Annotated in this window: 23 protein-coding genes; 1 reads left to right on the top strand and 22 read right to left on the bottom strand. The window is 42.9% G+C overall.

The window, feature by feature from the left end:
- Window positions 1-138 precede the first annotated feature (138 nt).
- The 5 genes from AC0YNV_RS32490 to AC0YNV_RS32470 all read right to left on the bottom strand — a co-directional run bounded on the left by AC0YNV_RS32490 (window position 139) and on the right by AC0YNV_RS32470 (window position 2,767).
- The gene (locus AC0YNV_RS32490) at window positions 139-492 is read right to left on the bottom strand and encodes a hypothetical protein (RefSeq protein WP_475771743.1); all 354 of its coding nucleotides are present in this window, start codon (window positions 490-492) and stop codon (window positions 139-141) included.
- A gap of 293 nt (window positions 493-785) precedes the next feature.
- Window positions 786-968, bottom strand: coding sequence for a hypothetical protein (locus AC0YNV_RS32485; protein ID WP_475771742.1), 183 nt, complete (start codon window positions 966-968; stop codon window positions 786-788).
- Between the two features lie 307 nt (window positions 969-1,275).
- On the bottom strand, window positions 1,276-1,632 hold the full coding sequence (locus AC0YNV_RS32480) for an NUDIX domain-containing protein (protein ID WP_475771741.1): 357 nt from the start codon (window positions 1,630-1,632) through the stop codon (window positions 1,276-1,278).
- A 250-nt stretch (window positions 1,633-1,882) separates the two neighbouring features.
- Window positions 1,883-2,254, bottom strand: a complete 372-nt coding sequence (locus tag AC0YNV_RS32475; RefSeq protein WP_475771747.1) for a hypothetical protein — start codon at window positions 2,252-2,254, stop codon at window positions 1,883-1,885.
- A 144-nt stretch (window positions 2,255-2,398) separates the two neighbouring features.
- A complete protein-coding gene (locus tag AC0YNV_RS32470) occupies window positions 2,399-2,767 on the bottom strand; it encodes a DoxX family protein (protein WP_475771740.1) in 369 nt (122 codons plus the stop codon).
- 687 nt (window positions 2,768-3,454) lie between these two features.
- On the opposite strand from AC0YNV_RS32470, the gene AC0YNV_RS32465 reads away from it, so the two are divergent.
- Window positions 3,455-4,333, top strand: a complete 879-nt coding sequence (locus AC0YNV_RS32465) for a sigma-70 family RNA polymerase sigma factor (RefSeq protein WP_475771739.1) — start codon at window positions 3,455-3,457, stop codon at window positions 4,331-4,333.
- Between the two features lie 358 nt (window positions 4,334-4,691).
- On the opposite strand, the gene AC0YNV_RS32460 is transcribed toward AC0YNV_RS32465, so the two are convergent.
- From AC0YNV_RS32460 to AC0YNV_RS32380, 17 genes are all read right to left on the bottom strand, one after another.
- Window positions 4,692-5,492 (bottom strand): SDR family NAD(P)-dependent oxidoreductase, encoded by an 801-nt coding sequence (locus AC0YNV_RS32460; RefSeq protein ID WP_475771738.1) that lies wholly within the window; start codon window positions 5,490-5,492, stop codon window positions 4,692-4,694.
- Between the two features lie 369 nt (window positions 5,493-5,861).
- Entirely contained in the window at window positions 5,862-6,848 is a 987-nt protein-coding gene (locus tag AC0YNV_RS32455) for an oxidoreductase (protein WP_475771737.1), read from the bottom strand.
- Between the two features lie 329 nt (window positions 6,849-7,177).
- Entirely contained in the window at window positions 7,178-7,306 is a 129-nt protein-coding gene (locus AC0YNV_RS32450) for a hypothetical protein (RefSeq protein WP_475771736.1), read from the bottom strand.
- A gap of 70 nt (window positions 7,307-7,376) precedes the next feature.
- A complete protein-coding gene (locus AC0YNV_RS32445) occupies window positions 7,377-8,018 on the bottom strand; it encodes an NAD(P)H-dependent oxidoreductase (RefSeq protein ID WP_475771735.1) in 642 nt (213 codons plus the stop codon).
- 104 nt (window positions 8,019-8,122) lie between these two features.
- Window positions 8,123-8,683: a TetR/AcrR family transcriptional regulator gene (locus tag AC0YNV_RS32440; protein ID WP_475771734.1), complete on the bottom strand. Its 561-nt coding sequence runs from the start codon at window positions 8,681-8,683 to the stop codon at window positions 8,123-8,125.
- A 505-nt stretch (window positions 8,684-9,188) separates the two neighbouring features.
- A complete protein-coding gene (locus AC0YNV_RS32435; protein WP_475771733.1) occupies window positions 9,189-10,448 on the bottom strand; it encodes a hypothetical protein in 1,260 nt (419 codons plus the stop codon).
- 675 nt (window positions 10,449-11,123) lie between these two features.
- Window positions 11,124-12,230, bottom strand: coding sequence for a GerAB/ArcD/ProY family transporter (locus tag AC0YNV_RS32430; RefSeq protein WP_475771732.1), 1,107 nt, complete (start codon window positions 12,228-12,230; stop codon window positions 11,124-11,126).
- Entirely contained in the window at window positions 12,227-12,478 is a 252-nt protein-coding gene (locus AC0YNV_RS32425) for a hypothetical protein (protein WP_475771731.1), read from the bottom strand. The genes AC0YNV_RS32430 and AC0YNV_RS32425 overlap by 4 nt, the downstream gene beginning before the upstream one ends.
- A 1-nt stretch (window position 12,479) precedes the next feature.
- Window positions 12,480-13,640, bottom strand: coding sequence for a Ger(x)C family spore germination protein (locus AC0YNV_RS32420; protein ID WP_475771730.1), 1,161 nt, complete (start codon window positions 13,638-13,640; stop codon window positions 12,480-12,482).
- Window positions 13,627-15,105: a spore germination protein gene (locus AC0YNV_RS32415; RefSeq protein WP_475771729.1), complete on the bottom strand. Its 1,479-nt coding sequence runs from the start codon at window positions 15,103-15,105 to the stop codon at window positions 13,627-13,629. Before AC0YNV_RS32415 ends, AC0YNV_RS32420 begins: the two co-directional genes overlap by 14 nt.
- A 796-nt stretch (window positions 15,106-15,901) precedes the next feature.
- On the bottom strand, window positions 15,902-16,510 hold the full coding sequence (locus AC0YNV_RS32410; RefSeq protein ID WP_475771728.1) for a recombinase family protein: 609 nt from the start codon (window positions 16,508-16,510) through the stop codon (window positions 15,902-15,904).
- Window positions 16,511-17,657: 1,147 nt separating this feature from the next.
- Window positions 17,658-19,238, bottom strand: a complete 1,581-nt coding sequence (locus AC0YNV_RS32405) for a protein kinase domain-containing protein (protein ID WP_475771727.1) — start codon at window positions 19,236-19,238, stop codon at window positions 17,658-17,660.
- A complete protein-coding gene (locus tag AC0YNV_RS32400) occupies window positions 19,235-20,326 on the bottom strand; it encodes a toll/interleukin-1 receptor domain-containing protein (protein WP_475771726.1) in 1,092 nt (363 codons plus the stop codon). Before AC0YNV_RS32400 ends, AC0YNV_RS32405 begins: the two co-directional genes overlap by 4 nt.
- A 119-nt stretch (window positions 20,327-20,445) precedes the next feature.
- Window positions 20,446-21,054, bottom strand: coding sequence for a TIR domain-containing protein (locus AC0YNV_RS32395; protein ID WP_475771725.1), 609 nt, complete (start codon window positions 21,052-21,054; stop codon window positions 20,446-20,448).
- Between the two features lie 55 nt (window positions 21,055-21,109).
- Window positions 21,110-22,984 (bottom strand): SLOG domain-containing protein, encoded by a 1,875-nt coding sequence (locus tag AC0YNV_RS32390; protein ID WP_475771724.1) that lies wholly within the window; start codon window positions 22,982-22,984, stop codon window positions 21,110-21,112.
- 512 nt (window positions 22,985-23,496) lie between these two features.
- Window positions 23,497-23,724 carry a tyrosine-type recombinase/integrase gene (locus tag AC0YNV_RS32385; protein WP_475771723.1) on the bottom strand — a complete coding sequence of 76 codons (228 nt, stop codon included), beginning with the start codon at window positions 23,722-23,724 and terminating at the stop codon, window positions 23,497-23,499.
- A 454-nt stretch (window positions 23,725-24,178) separates the two neighbouring features.
- Window positions 24,179-25,327 (bottom strand): aminotransferase class V-fold PLP-dependent enzyme, encoded by a 1,149-nt coding sequence (locus AC0YNV_RS32380; protein WP_475771722.1) that lies wholly within the window; start codon window positions 25,325-25,327, stop codon window positions 24,179-24,181.
- Window positions 25,328-25,332: the final 5 nt, after the last annotated feature.

Genomic DNA, 25,332 nt, shown 5'->3' with positions numbered 1-25,332 from the left:
GATGGGATTTAAAGGGCTATGACCCGTTGCGTACTCCCATCGTACCGAGGCGCTCGTTTTTTTGCAAAGCGGTAATTTAACGCTCTACAGGAATGCTATCGTACCCGTTAGTTCAAAGAACAGTTCATCAACAAATTATCACTTCACTCTTTCGGAAATATTTTTACTTATTCCTTCAGGATTTTCAACACCAATGATCAACTTTGATATTTTGAACTTACCAACTTGAAAGCTATTCAAATCTAAATGAAGAGTTTCAAGCTCATTTTCAAAAAAGTGCAGTTGATAACCACCATTTGATCTAAATAAGCCACTTCTCATTCCTCCTAATAAAGCACCATATAGTTTAAAAGCATTTGGTATCGGTCTACCTGTTGTTATTCCCTTGATTGAAGAGTATGGAATTTGCAACCCTTTATCTAATTTTAAAAAGGGGGAGTTTCCAAGGTCGATATTTACGTAGGTTTCCATTAGTTGAATTTTACGTTCCATATTTTGAATCCCCCATTTTCAAATAATCCATTTATTTCACAACCCATAATTACATATAATACCACAAAAACCTCTTTTCTTCATAAAAGTCTAAGCCTGCCCGTTAGCCTAATGAAAAACGGATCAGCTGCCCTGCTCCATGATTCGTTGAACTATGTAACGACAGTTTCAACACATACCTTATCTTATGTATTGAAAAAACCAGCCCTCTAAAAAGGACTGGTTTGCCGCTGCCATCATTGAACTAACGTAATCCGTTAGTTTAACAATCAATTCAAATATTTTAGAAACACTTACATCTCTTTGTCACTTTTCGTAGATGAAGTTTGTGCTTTATTCAAATTCGAAATACCAATTGCAATGTACAAAAGCAAACCGAAAGTAGCTCCTCCAAGCAACACTAAACCAATCTCACCTGGCAAAATTAAAACGTATGAAATAATCATACCCAAGATAATAAATCCTAGTATTTTCACGATTTTCCTCCCCAAGAAAGTTGCGATACCTCGTTGTTTATAACTACGACGAAAATCAACCTGACATTTACATATTACCATAAAATTAGGTTCCCCCTACTCAGTTAAACTGTGCTTAAGTCATAATAAAAATGGAGTATCTGCCGCCGGCAGATACTCCACTAGTACTTTAACTAAAGTACCCGTTAGCTCAACGAATTAGTGTTTAGAATCTTAGTATATTTATATTTCCTTTTAGCAAATCTTCAAAGACAGGCCGTTGGACGCTGTTTATTTGATCCAGTGAGATATCGCTAATATTTCAGAACTATAATTTCAATGATTCAAATTGATCGTCCCGAAAATTTTTCGTATCTCCATCTTCTGATAAAAGCTCATTGTAATTAGTCCAAGCATTGAAAAGAAACATAACGAATACTACCTTGTTCCCGTCAGGATAAGTGTATTCCATTCTAGGGCCGCTATATACTGCATAAAATTCACAATCTTTAACAGATAATCCGGTCTCCTCAATAACCTCTCGAATCATTGTCTCTTGAATAGTCTCGCCTGGATTCATGCCTCCGCCCGGCAATCCCCAATCGCCGTAATCGGATCTCTGCTGCAATAAAATTCTACCTATGCTATCTCTTATTATCGCTCCGCCAGTTACAACAATCCTCATTTGCTGATGACCTCTCTGCTCACTAATATTTAATTTTATATTAACACATATTGGAAGTATCCTGCCCGTTAGCGTAACGACAGTTTCAACACATACCTTATCTTATGTATTGAAAAAACCAGCCCCTCAAAGGACTGGTCCGCCGCGGCCATCATTCAACTATCGTTCCCGTTAGTTTAGCGAGAAGTTAATTAAGATCCGGATATCCCACTCTAGTAGCTGTCAATAAAGAATAATCGGCTCGACTACTTTAGATCACCAAAATCATCCACAAAGATAAGCCACCCACGACTGCGAGGGCAATTCGCGTAGTCAAAATACGTATTTCAAAGTTGGTCTTCTTGGAGGGTTCTGGATACGCTATAACGTAAATCCCTTTTAGCAAGGCAAGCCACGCTATTAAGGTAATAAACCCCTGCCAATTCAAAGCCCAGATATTATGAAGAATAACCGTTCCTAGACCTAAGAAAATGGACAAAAAGCCGTACATAATTCCAAAACCTCTGTCCTCGACCACCAGCCGTTTCAATTCACGTAGAACCGAAGGGCGGACAAACAAAATAGCAGAAATAATAACGGTCATCCAACCCCAAAATAACTCTACGAAAGTCGCCATTGCCATGCTATTCATTTCTTTCATTCCTTTCATTTGGATTGGTTTTTTATTTATAGAAACTCTTTTTCAATATCGCTAAATAGGCATCCATTTCCGCCTTTGATCCATCCGCCGACAAAACCAGTCGAAAACAATTGAGATCATGCTTTCTTAAGATAAAGGAAGCATCAGGCCATCTGCATTAATGATGGTTAGAATGATGATTAACGCAGTAAAAACGATGGCCGCTGCCGTTTTGCTGATTGGATCTTTGACCTTGAAATGAGCGAGACACGCCAATAACATAGTGACTCCAAGCCATATTCCGGCCCATGCGACCGCCTCTACATACCAGTAGCCGATGATGAGTATTGCTACTCCGACTAACTGGACGATACCCGTGACGACGCGAAACCACTTCGGTAGTCCAAGATTCTTGAAAATATCAGCCCAATATTGGGCCCCTGCGATCTTCGCGCCTCCCGAAAAGGCATAGTATAAAACTAGCAAACTTTGAAGTACAATGGAAAATACAGTCATGAGGATTTCCTCCCTTTTTTTAATTATCTGATTATTAGCGACCTCTTATAAGGATTCGGAAAGTGATGCCGAATTTATCCGTCACATTGCCGTATGCGGGGCTGAAGAAACTAGCTTGAAGCGGATCATTCACTTGACCATCTATCTTCAGAGCTTCAAAATAGTGGGTAGCTTTATCCTTATCGTCGGTTTGAACAACGATGGTGATTTGTGTTCCCTGTCGTAAATACTTCCGGTGACATGATCCGTAACCTGTAGTTCCGAATCGCCGATTTTCAAGATGGCGTAATTAACCCAGTCCTTCTTTTCCGGAGGTAGCGGAGCTTTGGGATCATCCGGAATGTCGCCGAATCGCAGCAAATAGGAGACCTTAGCATCCAATGTCTACACGTAAAAATCTATTGCTTCCTGAGCACTTCCGTTCATTTCAAGAAAGGGAATCAAAACAGTACTCACAATAATCAGCTCCTTAGTTTAAATATTCTTTCCAGGACATCCTCGGCATTCTTCGTATGATCCGGTTTCCCTTGTCACTTACTATGTCGTAAGTCAGCGAGGAAACGTGACGGATACGGTGAAAATTTTTTTGGGATAAGTAAAATACAGATTTTGTACATTGCCATGTCACGATTGTTGAGTCTCTTACGACAATTAAGTAAAAAGGAACCGAAGGAAGGAATGTATTGTATGAACGATCAGGATTGGCTTGTGGAACAATTCGAGTCGCATCGAAATCACCTGCAAAAGGTGGCTTACCGGATGCTCGGATCTTTATACGAAGCGGATGATGCTGTACAGGAGTCATGGATTCGTCTTAGCCGCACCGATACTAGAGAGGTAGAGAATATGGGGGGATGGCTGACGACGATAGTATCAAGGGTGTGCCTGGATATGCTACGAACTCGTAAATCGCGGCGTGAGGAGCTTACGCTAATGAATGCACCTGAGCCGGTTAATGACCATCAGGACGAAAGCAACCCTGAGCACGAATCCTTGTTGGCCGACTCCGTTGGTCTTGCGATGCTGATGGTCCTTGGAAATTTGAATCCCGCCGAACGCATCTCATTCGTACTGCACGATATTTTCGCCCTATCTTTCTCGGAGATCGCCTCGATTATAGGGAGTAACGAGGTTGCAGCCAGACAACTTGCGAGCCGTGCACGCCGTCGGGTTCAGGGAGCGAAAGCGACTGCGGATTCGGACGAGTTCATGCGAAAAAGGGAGCTTGTGGATGCATTCCTAGCGGCGTCGCGTTCTGGAGATTTTGAGAAGCTTCTAGCGGTATTAGACCCTAATGTTGTGCTCCGACAAGACCCTGCATTTCCTCCGGTCGCTGCATGGCCGCTTGTTCTCGGTGCGGAAGCTGTGGCCAAGGGCTTCGCTGGCCGCGCTCAGGGAGCACGGCTGGTGCTCGTGAACGGATCTGTAGGCGTGATTGTTGCTCCTCGCGGTCAAATGCTTTTCGTACTCGAACTCAAAATTGTGGATGGCAAGATCACTGAGATCGACATGATTGCCGATCAAGCGCGTGTCCGCCAGCTCGACTTAGCAGAATTGAAGGATTGATGGGTCAGCTTCAAAGAGCAGTCACAATAACATAAAATTTGAACAAAGCACAAAAACGCATTGTCTTCGACAGTGCGTTTTTCTGCTTTGTTCAAGATCAAGTTTACCATCTGAAAATGTGTTCTCAAATATATCCGCCCCATGCAAACCTGCCACGCAAACTGCCAGTTAGCGGAGCAAAGGGCTGCTCGCAGGCAGCCCTTTGCATTTGGAACTATCGTACCCGTTAGCTTAATGCATCTTTCTTATCAACAGACTTTTTCTTATATTGGCAGCAGTATTAAAGCTAAAACCTTTATATTGGATTGAATTATTAACCAGTTCAGAAGTTCAAATTTAATTTATCGAACAATTTCGATTAAATCGTTTTAATCATATTTCCATCAATAACATAATCCGCTCCGGTAATCATTGAAGCTCGTTCCGAAGCAAGGAAAACTGTAAGGTTCGCAATATCTTCGGCTTCTGCAAACTTCCCTAATGTTATACCAGCCATTTTGGGTAGCTCTTCAAAAACTTTTTCGGAAGCCATCGCTGCAACTGAACCGATTGTTTTGGCCATTCCGTTCTCAGGGTCTTGCCACAAAGGTGTTACTACCGGTCCAGGCGAGATCGAGTTAACTCTAATATTACGAGGTCCAAACTCACCAGCCAGCATTTTCGTCAAATTATTAAGCGCCGCTTTGGTTGTGCCATAAATAGGCAGTAACAATTCGGGCATCTGTGCATTTACTGAAGAGATATTTACAATTGCGCCTTCATTGTTCTTTAGGATATGCGGTAATGCTGCTTGGGTAAAACGAACAACGCTAAACAGGTTTAAATCATAAAGTTGTTCCCATTCCTCATTTGGCGTAGCTAAAAAACCTTCTCCTCTCCTCTTGTCAACCGCCCCGACATTATTGATTAAAATGTCAATTCTGCCGAACGCTTCACCGAGTTTTTTGGAAAGTTCAACTGTATTGCGATCAATATTGACATCAATAGGCAGATGTTTGACTGATTTTTTTTCAACAAGATCAGCCAATTCCTCCGTTAATGTCCGGCTTACCGCGACGACTCTTGCCCCTTCTTCGATAAATTTTCGAACGATAGCGAGTCCAATTCCTTTACTTGCTCCGGTTACGACAGCTACTTTGTTGGCTAATTTAAGATCCATGTTTACCCTCCTAAGCTAACGCTTTAAAAATTTAAATTCCCTTAATACCAGGCATTATTCCATTGATGAAAACATTAAGTTGTGCAATTTATAGAAATGTTTCGAAGCGATACGCTGTGCGATATGAATTTGCACGAAAGAAGTGAAGGATGACGGCTTTCGTCCAGTTTCGGAAGCAGAATTTCACACGAAGTCGCGGCCCGACATTAACGTAAATCCGACGATTCTCGCCGGTCACGATTGCCTCCGTGATTCAATTGAACCTTTACAATGCGCCGCGGGAACCGCAAGCTCAATGATAAACACCGGCCAACCGTTTTAGTCCTTTCACCCGCTGCGGTCTCAGGGGGACTGTCGTGCTACGTTACTTTAGATGACGAATTTCAAGCCGGTTAATTGTTCACTTAACGTCCATAGACGCTCCGCGTCCGTGGCGTTGACTGCCCATTCAAATACGCCAGACGTGTATGGGGTGTCCGTGATGACCGCGATATCCCCATTCTCGCAATAGACGCCGCCCTTCCTGTCGAGCTGAGGATGGACTGCGCACCAGACGGACGTGGCTGCGCCTTCTTCGATCGTCTTGAATTCATCGTTGTACTCGCCAAAGACGCGCTCCCCCTGCTCGTTCAACGCGCCCATCGCACGCATTTCGTCGTCGGTCAGATTACGGGCCAAGTCCGTCACGATCGTGCCCGGATGTACGGAAAATGCCCGAACGCCATGCGGCTCTCCGCGCTTATCCATCGTTACGGCGAACAGCGCGTTGGCCGTCTTGGATTGCGCGTACGCAAGCCATTTGTCATAGGCGCGCGTATTGAAGTTGGGGTCTTCGAAATCGAAGCCGCCAAGTTGATGAGCACGAGACGATACGGAAACGATTCTTGCGCCTTCCGCCTTCTTAAGCGCCGGCCATAACCGCAACACAAGCTGAAAATGCCCCAAATGGTTAGTCGCTAGCTGGGATTCAAATCCCCGCGAATCGCGAATGAGCGGAGTCGCCATGATGCCTGCGGAATTGATAAGGATATGCAAAGGCCGGCCGGAAGCGAGGAACCGCTCGGCAAACTCATCGATGGACGCGGGATCCATGAGGTCCAATCGTTCCAACTCCACGCCAGGAACCGAGCTTAAAGCTGCCTGAGCTTTCTCTGGAGTGCGGGCGGGCACGATGACCGTTGCCCCTGCCGAGGCAAGCACCTTTACGGTTTCCAGGCCTAGTCCGGAATAGCCGCCCGTCACGATGGCGATCTTGCCGGTCAGGTCCTGGCCGCCCAAGACTTCCTGCGCAGTCGTCCGAGGCCCGAAGCCAGATGGAATCGGCGTTTGAAGCACGGTATGATTTTGAATCGTCATATGTGTAACCTCCAAGGATGTTTATGAATGGTGAGATGCCCAACTATAATTTCAGTAAGTTCAATAAAGCAACTAAGATCGACTAACGTTCTATCCGAATGTCTGCGCTCTTAACTCGGTACACCCGTCGTGTACATACCGGCTTACGCCAAGAGGTCAATCGCAAACAGATGTATGCACATTTATTAAATCTCCTCCAAAGGCGCAAGCGAGCGGAAGGGGCATGCTCTTCTCCCCCGTTGCGGACTTGAGCAATTCGTATATTCGTAAAAATTCTAAAAGTCTGGTGAAGAATTTGCCGGTTGTCGCCACGCCTTGCTTAGGAGTTTTTAAATTGCTGTTCCGGACGCGGCGTCCGGAATGGAACGGACTATCATCGATACTACAAACCCCTCACCGATCCCCAGGGAAACGCCCGTTTCGAACGCCACTTTACCCGTCAATCCGTTTGTATGCATAGTCTTTGTTATTCTCTCCTCTTTTATCGATTTTCACTTACGAATCATTGCCAGAAAATATTGATTCCGCTTAGAAGCTGCGGGCGACCTGCCGAGCCTTCTCGATCGCCTTCGCTTTAATCGTTTGCGATTGGTCGGGCGCCGTGGCCATGCCTTCCGCAAAAATGGCCTCGAAGCTGGGAATACCAAGAAATTTCATGATGACGTCCAGACGACGGTGGCCCATTTCGAACGCAGCGAAATCCGATCCCGGCGACAACGCGCTCCCGTTCGCTTGAATATGAATGGCTTTCTTCTCGGTCAACAGTCCGACCGGACCTATTCCGGACACATATTTGAACGTTTTATCGACGATGCAGACGGCGTCGATGTAAGCCTTCAGCACCGGTGGGAATGAGAAATTCCACATCGGATTGACGAAAATGTATTTGTCGGCTGCTTTGAATTGATCGACCAACTCACCGAGCCGCTCGATTTTGGCCTGCTGCTCCGAAGACAAGGTATCGAATGCTTCTCCCGTGCCGAGCTTGCCCCAACCGAGCAGCACGTCTGCGTCAATATGTGGTACGTTCATGCGATACAGATCGAGATGGACAACCTCGTCATGAGGATGCGTCTCGGGATAATCATCGATAAACGCGCCGCCAACGGACAGACTGAACGAATCCTCTTCCGTCAAAGGATGCGCGGTGATGTATAATACAATTGCCATGACACTCAACTTCGAAATGAACAAAAAAATAATCGCCTTTCATGCCAGCCGCCGTTTGTGGAACATATTTTAGGGAATGATCGTTCCAGAAATGAACAAAAAAATTACCGCAAAAATTGCAGCGTTACCGCCACGATATTATCAAGCGCCTGACGATCCATGGTCGCGGCCGTCACCGTAATGCCCTGCATTGCATTAACGAGGTACTGCGAGAGAGCGCGCAAATCCGGATTGCCCCTCAGCTCTCCGTTGGATGCCGCCCGCGTGAGCAGTTGATAGAAGGCTCTTTCGTTTCTCGACGTGTTCGCTTTGGTCCGACTGCTCACCTCTGGATGACCGTTCATTTCGAGCGTAGCGTTGACCATGAGGCATCTCTGCGGCAAATTATGCGCGATGAGCTTATCGAAATAGGCGCGAAGAAGCTCCTTCGCTGGGCATTTCTCGTATAGAATCGCGGTCAAATCATTCGACTGATCCTCGTACCGGTCGAGCGCCGTGAGGTATAGATCCTTCTTGCTGCCGAACGTCTCGTAGATGCTGCTGCGGCTGAGGCCGGTTGCGTTGACCAGATCCTGCATCGACGTGCCTTCGTACCCTTTTTCGCGGAAAACGTGCATCCCTTTTTCGATCGCGTCGTCGATATTAAAGGATTTATTTCTTGCCATCGTTGATCATCCCCTGGTATTGATATTAAATCATCGTGGAACGGATTTCAAGTTTTTTCGGAATGATTGTTCTTGATATTTTTTTCCATCGTTTCTTCCCGGCGTTCTTGTGCCTCGATATTTGTTGTTAGGAGGACAGCTTTCGCGCAGCATGACGATGTTTAAGACAATAATGCCTTCCACCACAATACAAACTGTTACTATTGCAACGAAAAACAGAATAATGAAACTCGAACCGAATAATTTCTTTATTTTAACCTTCCTCCCCTCGACAGTCTTGCCCTGCCGAATTTATCTGTAGATGCGTAAGCGATTCCTGCACTAAATGCACCTACACAAACCTAAAACGATAATGGAAAGAAATGGTTTCGCTTCATATGTTCTTATCTTTCGATTAGGACAAGAACATATATCGTTAAAACAAAAAATTCACGAATTCCGCGGATCCGATACGCTATATGTTGTTGTCCCGCAACAGTTCCCATATTGTAAGTCATGATTATCCTTAAGAAAGATTTATTTGAGGTTTGCTTTCATTATAGTTGTTCACACCCAACGCCTTATTTTTCCAAAAGATATCCTTAATTAACTCATCATTTCCCTCCGTACATTTTACCATTAAAAAAACTTCCGATGCTTTTATCCGTCCAAATAAATCAATCTTAGGTTTTCTTTTGATCGCGATCAGTTTTATGATAAAGCCAAGAATTCCTCCTGCAACCAGTCCAATTAATGCCCATAAAACTGGTCCAAGCGTAAGAACAAAACCGTAAATTCCACCTAAAAGCATGAAAATGGCTCCAAGTATGGTCGCAAGATCAACAAAACTCACCCCGTCCGAGTAATGGGCATTATCAAACAGCTTTGCCTTTCTATTCCGTACATGAAGAGGCAATGCAAGAATATCCGACCTTTCTACCCCATTTTGTTCTAGTTCAGTTAAAGCGATCTCGACATACGTCGAATGTTCAAAAGATGCGACAATATACATATCTTCTCCCTTTCTATCCGAATGAAACATAGTTTCGAAATAGTTGCTTTGGTATTGGGAAACTAGAAGTTGAGCCTGGGATAATTTGAATTGTTTGTTAACTTTGACGGCTTCCCAGTATGCGGAGTACAAAAATCCACCGACAATTGAGGGGATAAATAAAAACCACTCGGGATCAACAACTTCTTTCGCCTTAGAAAAATTACCGGTAAAGCTATAAAATAATCCTACGTAAAAACGAGAAAAGGTTATCGTTATTAACCACGTGGCCATGCAAAAGACAAAGTTAAGCACACGGTTTAAATATAATGAACCTAATCCAGGCATCATCAATTCCCAAAATAACGATACCAATGGGCTTACCTTGGTCAATTCATTTACACTAAAAGTAGACATCGAGTTTGTGTCTGTTGTTTTCGTTTTTCTGTAAGACAAATAATATTGGTTGTTGAGATCCACAGCTCTTCGATAAGAATCAAACATGGTAAATATATACACTCCAATATATAAATAAATGAAGCGCAAATCGATTACATTAATCGTACTTTGGAAATCTCCAATCAGGGAATAATAAATAGCCTGATTAACATTTGCAAGATTATTGACGGTATATTCGAAGATTATTAAACAGTACCCTATCAGTTTGTTATTCATAATGGTGTGACCAAACCCTGGAAAGGCAGCTGACCACCAAAAAGGAATCCATGGATTTAATGGATGCAAAATATTCGTGTTATACGGACTACTTTTCATCAATAGTGGATATCTCTTCATCGTTATTCTGAATCTCCTGTTTTTTAATCAGATGTTACCATTATGTCCTCTGATCACTGATTTTACTCCAAATATTGTCTTTTTAATTTATTGAATATTCGTGCCTTTAGTAAAAAGTCTATCCTTACGGTTCAAATTAAAGGCAAAAATGCATCTTTTGCCTCGCAATACTGCCTTATTGATTCAGAGATTCCAAACCACCACGAACCGCAAGGTTAATGAACTAACTCCTGATTAACATCGAACCAACTTACGTGGCATGTATGTTTGCCAGATTCGCACTCGACACTATAACATCCTCAGGTGCCAGAATTTGAATTCTGCTGAAGATTAGTTACGAGAAGGACTGTTGTGTGTGAAGGTAGATAAAAGCATCAGTCCGCCGAATAAATTACATATTCCGTCTGATCCCTTAATGCAGGAAAGAACCGGAGAACTATTATATGCCGGAAGAAGTCTTCAGGTTTATGACCGAAATACTAAAAATGCTAAAAGGAGCTAGAGTCCCCATGGCTAGAACTGGATACGGCAACACAGCTTTGACGGCTACGTTACATGCATGTTCGGCTATTCGAAATCGATATATGGCAGCATCATTACGGCTGGAATCGGCGGGACCCTTGAAGTTCTACAGACTGGACCCGTGCAGTCTCCTGCCTGATTGCTTTTTACTCGTTAATGGTGTTTTATTTCCGCCGTTCCTCTTCTTCGTTTCTTCATCCAAGTCAAGCCGACCATACAGACTGGAACGACCATGGCTGGGCTAATAATTGAGAACGGCAGGATTTCTTTGTCAAACGTCACCAAATCGGTTGGAGTCATATAGCTTTTAAGAGACGTGGCGAAAAGGAAGACGGCGATGGGGATAATAAACGGCCTTTTATCCTTCAGACCGAACATTTTGCTTATGATTTTCACGAAAACGTACTGTATCATAATGATTTCGAACAAGATAAGAATTGTCCAAATGCCGATGATCATGATTTCAATCCGTTCGATGTATTCGCCAAACTTGACCAATTGAATGGCTGAAAAGAACGGAAACGAAACCGTTTTGAACATATTCTCGCCTAAGCAGCCGAGCGTGAGATACGTGGATACCAGCAAATATAAGCAGGACATAATTACGCCTGCGCTGCAGCTTTTGAACAGCTTCTTCTGGTTCGTGATCTTGGAGAACAAGAACATCATGACGATCATTTTGCCGAACGGAAATCCGAATGAAATCATCGATCCGTACAAAATCAGCGAGAAGCGGTGCTGAAATTGTGGCATGAAAGGATTCTCGTCAACTTCTTGGTACATAATCATGCAAATGACCACAATGAAGGCGATGAAGAAAGGTAGAATCACCTGAACGGATCGCGCGATGGATCCGAGCCCTAGTGAGACAGCATACGTCGTGACGATCAGTACGATCAGCATGATCAAATTCGGCGACGTATTGGGCAATATGGCCGTCGTATAGAAGAGCGAAACGGACCGGAGCGATAACCCGCCAAGATCAGTCATGCCCAGAAGATAAACGGAAAGGATAAGCTTGCCCACCCATTTGCCGAACAAGATTTCGATAATGGCGCTCATGTCGGTATAGGGAAATTGACACTGCACATAGATGATCATCCTCATGAAAACAAGGACCGCGAACATGGCCGACAGATTGGCAATCCATACGTCCTGCATGATCATCTTCGCTTCCAATAAATAAAGCGTCGAGAACCCGGACATGAACACGAAACAGAGGCAGCCGAACTGAAAGGGCGTTATTCGTTCGTGATTCACGAGGTTTGGACCTCCAGCTTGATCTTGAGCAGCCTCTCCACGTAATCCGACAGCGGCTGGTACAAGAATTTGCTCACGGATTCCGAAGTCGGCATAAAGGCGCCAAAAGCTGGGATAAAATAGCCGATGATAATCGGCGAAACGATTCCGAGCACGACAGCTTCACGCTTTTTGTGCTGCTTCCACAGGCTTGCGGCTTTCGTTTCGCTATAGAGCAAATAAAGAATCGGAATCGCGTAACTCAACATGTTAAGGCCCTCCCATTACTTCGCTCATTCCGAGTGTCGGAATGGCAACTTCAACATGGACGAGAATGGGGATTGTCGGATAGATGTCGGTTACCCACGTTTTCTCCATTCTTCTCCATTCATAAGGATGGTAGCGTCGAACGTTGTCCGAGAAGCCGACGACGTCAACCTTCAATTCTTTCTGAAACAGATCCAAGCTTTCCTTGATCTGCTTCTCCATGTACGTGCCGGCTGTATGTTCAAGCTGTCCGAGCATCTGCGGTTCCAACACGTTCAGAGGACTGCTTGTGCCCTTGAGGGTTCCGTTGATTCGGATATGAAGATCGAAGGCCGGATTTCCATTCTTATTCGTATAATGCAGGGATCGCTTGGCGACTTTCATCAGCAAGCTAACTTTGGTCGACTTGAATGGGATACGCTCCGAGAATTCCAAGTTCCGCCATTCTTTTTTCTTGGTCATCAGATGGATCGAAAGCGCGTCCTTGCCCGACAGCCAACCTACCAGCTTACCTTTGTTGACGACCGATCCTCCTCTTAGGAAGAGAACCTCGAGCGAGCTGTTTACCGGTTTCGCCTTGCTAAGCTTCCCCGTCACGAATCCACGGTACGGATTCATGTAATAATTGGCGACATCCATGAAGGTCAAGGACAAGCTTTTGCCCCACAACTTCTCATTTCTGATTTTTCCGATGATTTCATTTGCTTTCAAATCGCCGGTTTCGGATTTGACCCTCATTTTGTCGCTAGCATCTCCTTCAGTAATGAGCAAGTAGCTGGACATCCGAAATTCCCGGGTTCGGGAGAAAAAATCCACTATATCGTAAAGCGAATGGCGTGCCGCGCTTTCCCCTACCAGTAAAACCGTGTTGTGCTCCCAGATCAAGGTCTTGCCGGTACGGCTTCGTAAATTGCGGGCTGCCTCGAGTATAGTTGCTCCTGGTGCGCTTGCGATCCATTCCAATTTTTTTCCCTCCGAACTTTCAGTATTGGTAGATCCAAGGATGCAATAATTAGTGAAAATATAGTTATTCGTTTTCTCTTCATAATCGATCGCGGTAATCATGACCAGCGCGATATCGTTGATTTCGCGCGCATCCGGCGAACAACCTGTGATGGGGAGCAAGAGCACAAGCCACACGAAATGCCGTTTAAGTTTCTTCATGATCTGTCCCTCTTAGCGCTGCAGGCGATGCCTGTTTCCTCGATAATCTCCGGTACTTGATCGGAAGAAGCACATATTGCCCCAAGATGTCTTTCCAACGGAACGTTTCAAACGTATGCAGGTACAGCTTTCCGAAGGATTTCAACGAGCACAGATGCATGATGATGACGAACATGCTCAAGGCAAGACCCAGAACGCCAGTCCAAGCCGCGATAAAGATCAGCGGAAACCGGAGCAATCGCAGTGTGATGGCCGTATTGAAGGAAGGGATGGTAAAGGATGAGATACCGGTCATCGCGACCACGATGACCACCGGACGGGACACGATGCCCGATTGAACGGCGGCTTCCCCGATAATGAGCGCGCCAACGATGCTGACGGATTGGCCTACGGCCTGCGGCAGACGCAAACTCGCTTCCCGAAGCACCTCGAAGGCGATTTCCATCATCAGAGCTTCGAGAAACGTTGGGAACGGTATACCAGCTTTCGTCGACAAGAAGTTCAGCATGAGCGGCGTCGGAATCATTTCCAGATGGAACGTCGATAACGCGATATATAACGAAGGCAAAAACAAAGATATGAACAGCGTGATCAAACGCAATCCGCGAAGAAAATTGGCGAAATAAAATTTCTCGTAGAGATCCTCACTCGGATGCAAAAAGTCGGTAAAGGCTGCAGGTGCCAGCAGGGCATTTGGGCTTCCATCCGTCAGGATAGCGACTTTGCCCTGGTTCAAGGCCGTCGCGATCCGGTCGGGACGTTCGGTGTTCTGGATTTGGGGAAACGGCGAATAGGGGCTGTCTTGGATCCATTCTTCGATCTGGGCGCTGTCCACGACCACGTTCAGCTTGATGGCTGCCAATCTGTGCTCGACCTCGCGCAGCACATCTGCATCCACTTGATCCTCCAAATAAAGTACTGTGACGTTCGTTCGACTTTCCTGGCCCACGACATGCGATTTCGACTTTAGCTTGGGGGTCTTCAACCGACGGTAAATCAAACCCAAATTGGTTTCCAAGTCTTCGATGAATCCGGCGCGGGGCCCGCGCACGTTCACTTCCTGCATCGGTTCTTCGACGGCGCGTTTTCCATAGCCGGGCAAAAGCATCCCGAATGCATGGGTATGACCATCAATAAACAGGACGATACCGGCATCAGCAATCATGCGGACCGCTTCGTCAATGTCCGGGAGCAGATGTTCGATTCCTTGCGCGCGGGCCGATTCCAATACCGTATCTATCGGCCTTTTCTCCGGTCGCGAGCTCACGCTTATCGCTGGGATAATGTGCTGGTGCAGTCTTTTTTCATCGATCAGGACGCTCAAGTACGCCAAGACAGCAAACGGCTCCCCTTCATTCAATTCGAAGTGATGGAATCTAATTTGTTCGTTATCCGAATATTGGCGCCGCAACGTTTCCACATTCCGTAGAACCGAAGACTCGATTGACATCGAACGCGTTTCCATAGAGTTCCTCCAACGGCAATCCATACTTAAGCTCTATGGAAGTATTTGCTTTCTGTACTCCAATTATTCAGCCAAGGCGCAAAACAAAACAAGCCGCCAATGGCTTGGCAACTCGTGCGAGTGGTTATGGCAGCTTCGAATCTCGGTTCGCTTAACCCAAGGATGTTCAACCTAAGCGGAGCGAATTATTCGCGCCTCGAAGGTTCATGGACATCACTGTGCATATATTTGAGTGGTCGATGATTTCTCATGGCCCAGCATGCCTTGTATGAAACTCCAACGGTGCTCCGTTATCCAGCAACTGGCATGCATAGGTGTGACGAAAACGGTGAGGGTACACATTAGTTTGAGCTTCTCCTCAGTCTGCTAGCTGCTTTAACGCCCACCTGATCGTCGGAATCGTCATACGGCGGTTAGGATGGTAACTTTCTTCATATGCAAAGCGAAAAAGGGAACGTATAAAATGGATCCGGTGTCCTAAACTGTTTGGCTTTAATCGACCGGACTGTTTAGCCAGGTACTCCTTCAACAATTGTAACGTGATCTCACTAATTTCAAGATCACCCTGTTCAGCGACCAGCATCTTTAGCTGCAGCGTGTACGCTCTTTTATTGTGAGTGGACTAAATCCCTGGATTCGTTTATCTGCTTCATACAGTCTCCAAAATTCAGTTAAATTCATAATATAACCTCCCATTAGACCTATTAATCTAGGTTTGCATCAAATGGGAGGTTTTAATCGATCATTTTGTACCAGCTTGTCAATTAGCTTAAAAATGAATATATGACTAATGAAGTTATAGTTGTGATGATTCATATTCCTTCACACGCCGGTAAAATGTCCGATGTTTCATATCTAAGGTCTTCATTGCCGAAACAGCCGTTATCCCTCCACCCTTCCATTCCTTATATACCTGAATAAAGTTGGAATCGATCTCCTGCCTGGGCCTACCAAACTTTACTCCATCCGCTTTGGCAACTTCTATCCCTTCGGCTTGACGCTGCCGATTCTTTTTATGCTCCTGCTCGGCCACATACGCCAACAAGCTTAAAAATTGATCCTCCATCACTTTCCCAAAGTCGCCCATCGTCCGAAACTTCCGAGAATCAAACAACGTTTGATTATCCAAGCAGACAATATCTGCGCTCATTTCCCGCGTAATGTACTTCCATTCAGTTATGATCCTGTCATAATCACGGCCCAGCCGGTCGAGCGAGTCGATATAAATTAAGTCGCCTTCTCGAATCATCAATCGCATAGCCTGATACCGCGGCCGATTAAAATCTTTGCCACTTAATTTGTCTACAAATATATAACGCTCGTCAATCCCAAGTTCCCGGAATTTGATCAGCTGCCGCTCGGGATTCTGATCTTTTGCCGAAACCCTCCCATACCCCATCTCCATTTGTTAAACTCCTCCATATTCCATGCCAAAATATCCTATCATTTCATGGCACATGCCAAAAAACATTTTATGATATATTGGCACGCGAAACAAGCCTATTTTTTAATGTGCCGAAAAGTATGCTTTCTGACACAAAAAATACAGCTCTTTTTCCCCGGATATGAATATCTCCATCTAAATCTCACGCCCCTTACTTTCAGAATGATCAATTGGCCACAATGAAAGTTCTCCAGATATATACATTTCTGTCCGATCATATAACGGCCAAAATAGATGGGAGTTATCTGGCTAATCTGTTCCCCGAGTCAATTCCGGACGATCACTCTTCTTCCTAGAAATCGTCTCCTCAAATATTTGTTTCATCTGCCTTTAAGGAGTCAATTTACAAATCCATGGATTAATCCACACTGGATATACGAGCATAACCAGTTTTCACCATTATCTTGGCTCCTAACGTCTATAAGACGTTATTTAATGTACTTTTATACACTTTGAATTAGAGATGATTAAATAGACATGAATAATGACGCTTTTGGTTCTTTTTGAGTTGCTGCTCAAACTGTCTATAAAACGATCGTTTTATTTACGATCAATAAATACAATAGGCGATATTTAGAAGCCAGGATGTGCCACAACACATCCTAGCTATTGCTTAAATTTCAATATGTATTCAAGGCCGACGATCATTTACGACAATCTCTATCTTATTGATTAAGACAATACCATCTCATTTTATTGTTTGGGTCAAAATAAAAATGATGATTGCGTGAAAACAAAAAACCGAAGGCGATGATTATCCTCCGGTTCAAAATATATATGATTGATTTTAATGTATCGCTGCGAATCCACGACTCCAATCCATTCATCAAATCCCGAAGCGCAAGAGAATCTCTTCAACGTTCATCTGATTTACCGGATCATATTTGTAATTAACAATTTCTCCATTGAGTTTAAAATAAATTGCTTCCTCAATTATAGGAAGTGGAGCAATAAACCACCTTCTAGGGGTATGTCTTTGCCCATATTTATCAAAAACATCAATATTCAAACAACAATACCAAAAAAACTGTGAAGCACTTGTTCAAGCTTTTGAGGATTATATTGTAACATTTTTCTCATCGAATTTTTAAAGGTAAAAAAATAAACTTTACTGCATCATTAAAGAAGTAGCATGTAGTTTTAGTTTATCCAGTACTTTTAGTAATTGTTCGTCAACATCGTTCTCGTTTATGTGATGGTATACCTTATCAACAATGTCGTCGTTTCTACTTATATTGATTGGATTATACGCTGTTCCAATAAACATAAAGTCTCTCTTTATTTCCCTCGTTCTTAATTCAGCCTGCCCATTAAGCTCGACCGACTTTCCTTCAATATTAGCAAACCCATCATCGTATTCACTTCTAGTTATATATCTATCTAAAAACCATGCTGCTTCTTCATACTGGTAAGATTCGTCTCCATATATTCCAAAACTCGGCATTGCAGCACATTGAAGTAGTATATATTGATGATCTAAGGAATAAGCATCATTCTTTATCCACATCTCCTCGATTCTATGTTCTCCGTGATCGATAATCCATGTATCCTCGTCTAACCTCTTAAAGTTATCGTGGATCGGGCAATTGGAAGACCCTTGTGTCCACCATAGATTTAAGACATCAGTATTTTCAGAAAGTAATTCAAGCACACCGTTTATCTTCTCACGATCAGTGATTTTGTTAATTCCACGCATTCCAGGGCAGGCATATTTTATTATCTCATTAAATTTTCTAAGAGCCTTCAGCACCTTTTCTTCTTCGGTTTCAATTCTCTTAGGTGGGTTAAATGCAGTTTTTAATAATTCTCGTACTTCTTTTATACCATGTGGTCTATTACTTGGCGCTTGTTGAAGTAATTTATCTATAACAACGTCAAGAGGTGCAAATGACTCGCTGTAACTGCTTAGCAGTTCTCTCCCTAAGCCTCTAGAAGGCATATCTGTTACCAGCCATTGTATTACTTGTCCCAATGCAAATAAATCCATTGTTGGTTTGGGATCAGGATTGAGATGGAACTGTTCAGGTGCAGAAAAACCGAAATTCGCCAATCGTTCTCTTCTCTCTGTCTTGACTAGTCTTTCATAATGATCTGGATCAAACCACGAAATGCCAAAATCACTTAGAACAATTTCATTATTACCGTCGATGAGAATATTTTGTGGTTTCACGTCTCTATGAACAATATTGTTGTCATGAATGACCTCAAGACAATAAAGCAGCTGTTCTGTAATTTCTAGTAGCATCTCAAGACTGTCGATGTTATTTTTCTTTTTCCATTCACTCAAAGAATAAGGATACCTTTTCATAACCATGTAAGGATATACTTGATTATTGACTTGTAATTGACCCATATAATAGATAGGTGTTACCGCTTTGGTTTCTGTTAAAATTATGATTTCTTTAATCTCGGTAATAAACCTTAGATATCGCGAAGACTTCGTCTGTGAACAATCTTCTGCCAACACCTTAACAGCAACATTTCTTTTACCCCAATTGGCTGAGTAGACAAGAGCATTACCGCCTTGTCCAATTTCAGAATCAACTGTAAGGCAACCAAGCATCGTATCAATCTCTTTGTTCTGTTTAAAATAATCTCTAATGTTATTTTTATGTTCATCGACGTTAGGCAACCCGTTCAACCTTCTTCCACTATTTTCAGGTATTCTAAAACCAACTAACTCGATCAATACTTTCTCCCAGGCTTATTTTTTTGAATAACTACTATATCTATATCATGCTCCCCAATTTCACTTACATGCCTAAAAATTAATTCCTGCTTTAATATTTTATATTGAATCAATGGCTTAAGTCTCTGATTCTTTTCGTCAAGTACAGCAGGCATCAAGAAATATTTTTTGTGTTTTTGATATCGAGTTTTAAACATATTAAACATTTTAAAATTATCTGTAGGATTAGCTCGCTGCATTCTTGAAATTGACATTAGTAGGCTTTCTTCAAATTCAAATCCCTGTTGTTCCATTCTCTTAGCAGCACTATCAATATTGGAGCTAATATGTATTGTGTAACCTGTATCTTCACCAGGTATATCACCTTCAATAATTGCTACCCTGAGTTCATCAAACATATCTTCCTTACCATAAATGGATATCCAATCTTTGAATATTTTCTTTGCGTAGAATTCTTTTGAGTAGGGCAGCATTAAACATGGAGGCTCCTCATCATCCACGTCCATGAGAAATGCAGCCCCTCTCCAGATAGCCTTATCCCATGATTCTATATCAATTGGCGTAGTAATGAATAATGATTTTCTTTCTTTTGCTGGCAAAGATCTTAATTTACCCAGCTGAGGTTTCTCTTTTTTACTTATCCCTCTTAAACGCCAATACAAACTATCATATCTTTCAGATTTTGAAACATCGTAATAGGTAACTCCTTGAAGTGGCATTGGAATAAATGCGGTATCAGTTGACTGAAATACAACCAGGAAAAACCTCTCATTTAAAGTATCATCATTATATAAATGCTGGTAAATTATATTACTTTCCCATTTAACACCTCTACCTACTCCTTTTTCAGCTTTCCCCGATAGCCTATTTAGGTACTCTTGGTTACAGATTAATATTATATATTCTGATTCATTAATTGAATTCTCGATCCATCTTGGCCACCCTTCCTTAGGGGATTCTTCATATTGGTCCAAGATAGTATCTATGCCTTCACTCCTTAATTTATTTGAAAACTTAAGAACCTTATCGGAAAATTCAATGCTTTCTTGGCAATAACTTAAAAATACCTTTGGATTATGTTCAGCCACGCCAAACCCTCCATCATGGGATTATACTATAAGATACTTTAGACCAGTGCCCTAACGGTAATCTTTAAAATTACTATCAGTCTCTAAGTTAATCCCTGCAAACAAACATTCAAATTCGTTTATCTTTTTCGGGAAATGTTATAGTTTACTGTGTTTTTACTTTTATCATATGCATTATTGATATACTTATTTGGATCAACAAGAAAATCATCTTCATTAATTAAAGCAATATATGATCCTGTTAAAAAATCAACATTCTTACATACATTACATGTATATTCCTTAGGTTCTTGATTGAACCTATTATCTGTAATAATTTCATATAGGTACTTGGTGTTTGTAAGAATTGCCGTATGTCCATCTGAGTTAGTAGTGGTAGGTCTTAACCAAGAATAATCACCATTATACTTCATTACTACTCCCAATACTCCGTTCGTACCAGATGTTCTATCGTCTCGTTTTATTTGTTTAAGTGAATATTCGATTTCCCAATCAATCCACTTGCTTTTTTTCATATTTGGAGAAATAACTATTATGGTAACAGATGTAGAATAAATCATGTCTTTTAACTTTTCCTTAATATAATCTGTGGTATGGTTTGACATATCAGGAGATTCACTAGTTTCACCTTGATAGTATCTCACGTCATCACCTAAGATCTCCAAAATTCGATCTCTAAGAACTTTTGCTTCAGAATATTTATATGAAATAAAAGTTTTATGCGCCAAAGTACATTCCCCCTAATATGCTTGTCACGTCACATTGAATCCATAACCATTTTGCTTAGATGTGCATTTTATCTAATACTTTGTTCGCCAGTGCTGGGAAATCCAAACTAACCATTAATTCATGATTTATTTCTACAGAGAAATCATTCAACTGTGCTTTCCATCCTGTACTATCAAGCTCAGATGCAATTTCTGAGGTGCGACCGCCAGCGGCCCCGATTAAAAATATCGGCAAATTTCGCTTCTTTGCAAGCTCGATTTCCTCATCCACTCCCGGTGGAAGATCCGGTCGATTGTTCTTTCCACCAATAACAACCATGCATGCAGCCTCTGGATCCAATATCATAGCTTCTCTCATGGCAGTCAGACTTTTCGCCCTATCGTTGAATGCGTCAACCGGCGAGATGCTTGCATTTTTTCTGTTTTCTTCAATGTTGCCTTCAGTCACAAAGTATCTTGAAACATACATGTGAACTGCTGCTTGAAAATCATCAGGTCGTTTTTCTTTAGCCATATCGAAAGTCAAATGTTGAAAGGTTGGGTGGGCACCAAAGATAACTTGCCCATTTCGACTAAGTACTGCTTGAGTAAATGCTCTTACTGCATCTGTTATATACTGCTGATGCTCTGGTTCGCAGTCGGGAAAAGCTCCTGAAATAATTACCCCTATCTTGCAATCTTTTTTTAAAGTACCTGGAAAACTAAGATAGCTTTCCAAACTATTAATATACTCGTCACAAGAATCAATTTTATGAGGTTCATTTATGAGATCCTGATTGTTGTAAGAAGCTATTGGTGCTAGCATCAGGGCCGCATCGTACACATGGCCCAGAAGAGGATGCGGTTGATAACCAGTACTTTGTACCTTTTCCATAAACTGATCTTGATCTTTCACTTGCGGAATCCAACCGTAGAAGCCAACCACATGGGTCATCGGTCTTTGATAATATCGATAGCCACGTCGCGGAATATCTATTTGATACGTAAGGAGTTGGTTATCTAGCTCCGTTAGTGTAATCGAACCATTTCTGGACAAAGTACGGAGTCGCTTAATGTGACCTAATATCGTTTTTGCATGTTCCCTTGAAATCTCGAAAGCTTTATGTATAATGGCATCAACTATGCTTGAGTCGATGATAGTATCGGCCGCATCAAGTTGAGGCAGGTTAAAATGTGGTTGACCTGTAGGTCTAAGTGAATATTTAGTTGACCTTCCCTCCTCTGGACCAATACGTACCCAGATGATTGGAAGACCAGCCGACATAGCCATAGTTAATTCCTTTGCGATCCATTCCGACTCACCACTCTTAGGCGTGTCCAAAAAGATGACGGCATCACTCTGCCGCAAGTTCTGCTCTATTATATTTTGAGCATCTTGGCCTACTAGTACCTTATTTAAATCTCTGAACGCTTCTTGTGCTCTAACAGCGAATGCGTCGTGAAATGCGCCAGCAATCAGTTCTCCGTCAAAGCGCCTATGACTTAGGAATAAATACATATTATTTTTACTTAATGTCGGTTGTAGTTCCGCAATCACGTTACGTGCGAAAACAACAGCTACTGTCTCAATCAGTGATTCAGATAAGGAGCGTTGTCTTAAGTGTTCAAATACATCAAAGCTTTGCGCCTGTCTAACACAGTCGGGCGGTATCCGTTCATCTCTGGTAATTGCGACAGGAAGTATTTTGCATTGATCAGTAACAGCATCTTTTAGAAAATCAATAATAAAGTCCGGATACCTTCCGTCGGATCGGTTAAAAAAAATAATCGCATCACTTCTTGTAATGCGTATACTCTGCATAACAGACTCTGTTGATAACCCTTGAGTAGGTATATGTAGTGACAACTCTTCCAAACAAGTCTTATAAAATCTTTCTGAAAGTTCTTTTGCACCCAGTGTTAGCTCTGGAAGAATAATATAAGCTGTCACGTAACCACTCCTCTATATTAATAAGTTGTGTACTTTACATTACAAACATATAATTTAGGACACAACTAGGCAGATTAGATGATTATAAGGAACTACAATTCGTTCTCATTCAAGCCGATATACCCACTTCATTATATCATAATCTTGGAAAATGTAGATGACATAGGTTCCTAATAACTGTTAAAATTCTTCAAGACATCCTCCTTTTATCTCCACCTTTAAGTAAAGAACATATTAGTTAAAATGTGAGGATTATTTCAACACCTTCGTCAATATTGTCCAGATATCTTCGGGAAATTTACCCTATTTGTGATAAGGCTCCCCGTTGCTAATCTTTAACGTAACATAATGATATGATAAATATGTACCACATGTTTATCGGCATTATTTTAAATTCTTTTAAATACTACTTATTTTTATAAAGAAAAGCTTTGCATAGCTTGGTCAATCATGTCATCAGTAATTCCAATGTAACGCATGGTCACGGATTGGGATGAATGTCCAAAAATCTGTTAAAGCAGAGCCAAATCCTTGTACTTTTGATAAAAGTGATAACCGAACGTCTTTCTCATGCTATGTGTCCCAATCGAATCCTGAATGCCGGCTTCCCGCGCAGCAACATTAATAATATTCCAGGCTTGCACGCGGCTAATCGGCTTATCCCCATTCCGGGAAGGAAACAAATAATCCGAATCCCCTGCTCCCGCACCTTGAGATGCGTAGCTAACTTTACATCCCACACACGCAGCGGCAAAATGTCACTGATCCTAAGGCCTGAATAAGTACAAGTTTTTTATGAAACTGAAACTAAACAAAAACGCATTGCTAGAAGCCGTTTTTCAGCTACCCGCATGCGTTCTCATCAATTTAACAGATTGTGCATTTTGTTAATTTCATTTTTGACTTTAAGCAAATATCTACGCAAATGGAATCAAGAAGCCAGTTTGCCAACGCTGGAACAATTTCAATGCACTTACCCCGTTGTTCTCGGTGCTTGGAAGAAGATGCTTTAAATCCCACTTTGGCCACTTCATCCAGAATCATTTGAACATCGTTATCATGTTCGATGCGCATTTTCCCTGTCGAAAAGTTCACCTCGAACATAACGCCTATGGGGTTTAAAACGAAGTTGATCCTGATTGCGAAAAAGCTTTCCCGATAAACGTGTATTCACCCATCACTTGATCCCCCAAATTAAGCTTCCGATTCAAACATAATGGGTCCGAACTGTTTAAACCGCTCGACGATGATCGGGATATCTTCATCGGTAACATGCAAGGGATTTAAACAAAAGTGGTTTTCTTTCTCGCGGGCCAATCCGACTAATATCGCCGGTTCTCCATCCTTCATGAACTGTAACACATCATTGGCCGTCACACTTGCACCGCGCATATCAAACATGGCGAAAGCATAGTCTTGACCGGTCGGACCGGGATAAGCTCGTTCCGATCTGTATCCTAGAGCTTCAAGCTCCCTCCGGAAGATCTCAACCGCTTGCTCATGCCGGTTGCGAATCACAGCATGATCTAGCTTTACATATCGTTCGATCGCCGCGAGTAACCCTGCCATCTCTTCTCTGCCCACCTTCATCGGCCGGCCGACGGCATCGGCTGCAGGCCCCGCATGCAAGCGGCATGCGCGAACGAGCTCTTTCTTCCCTACAATAAATCCTGACGATTGCGGTCCCCGCAGCGTCTTTCCTCCTGAAAAAATAACAAGGTCGGCACCAAGCTCTGTATACCGCCATAAATTATCCACTGGTGGAAGCTGTGCCGCGGCATCTACAATCAGCGGGACTCCACGGTTACGTGCAATGTCCGCGACCTTCTTTACAGACAATGCGCCTTTCACGAACTGAGTGGTATCGAAATATAAAATGCAAGCTGTATTCGGTCCGATCGCTTCTCCAAGTTCGAATTCGGATGTTGCATCCGGGCTCCCTATTTCAATAATTTGTATTCCAAGTTGAGCCGCCGCCATATCGAATGCATTGCGCTGGCAGCGGTGAATAATGACTTCATTCTTCATCCCTTCCAAGTATGGAAAGCTTCGCTTCTTACTAGGTTCAAATCCTGTAACGCAGGCCGCTACGGATAACGTGATACCCGCAGCGGCACCGCTTGTTATCATAGCCGCTTCATTTCTTGTGAGGCGGGCGATTTCCTCGCCGATGCGGTCATGCAGCAAATCTAACTCGACAAAGTGCTCCGCCGCTTGCCGCATCGCTTCGAGTACCTCATAAGGCATCCGAGAGCCTCCGATCGTTGTGAAGGAATCCGCAGCATTGATGAAGGGGCGTATGCTCAATCGGGTATAAATATGGTTCTCTCCTAATCTGTTCATAACCG

The sequence above is a fragment of the Paenibacillus sp. JT31N11 genome, assembly GCF_056269285.1.
This window is presented reverse-complemented; position numbering and strand designations above follow the sequence as displayed.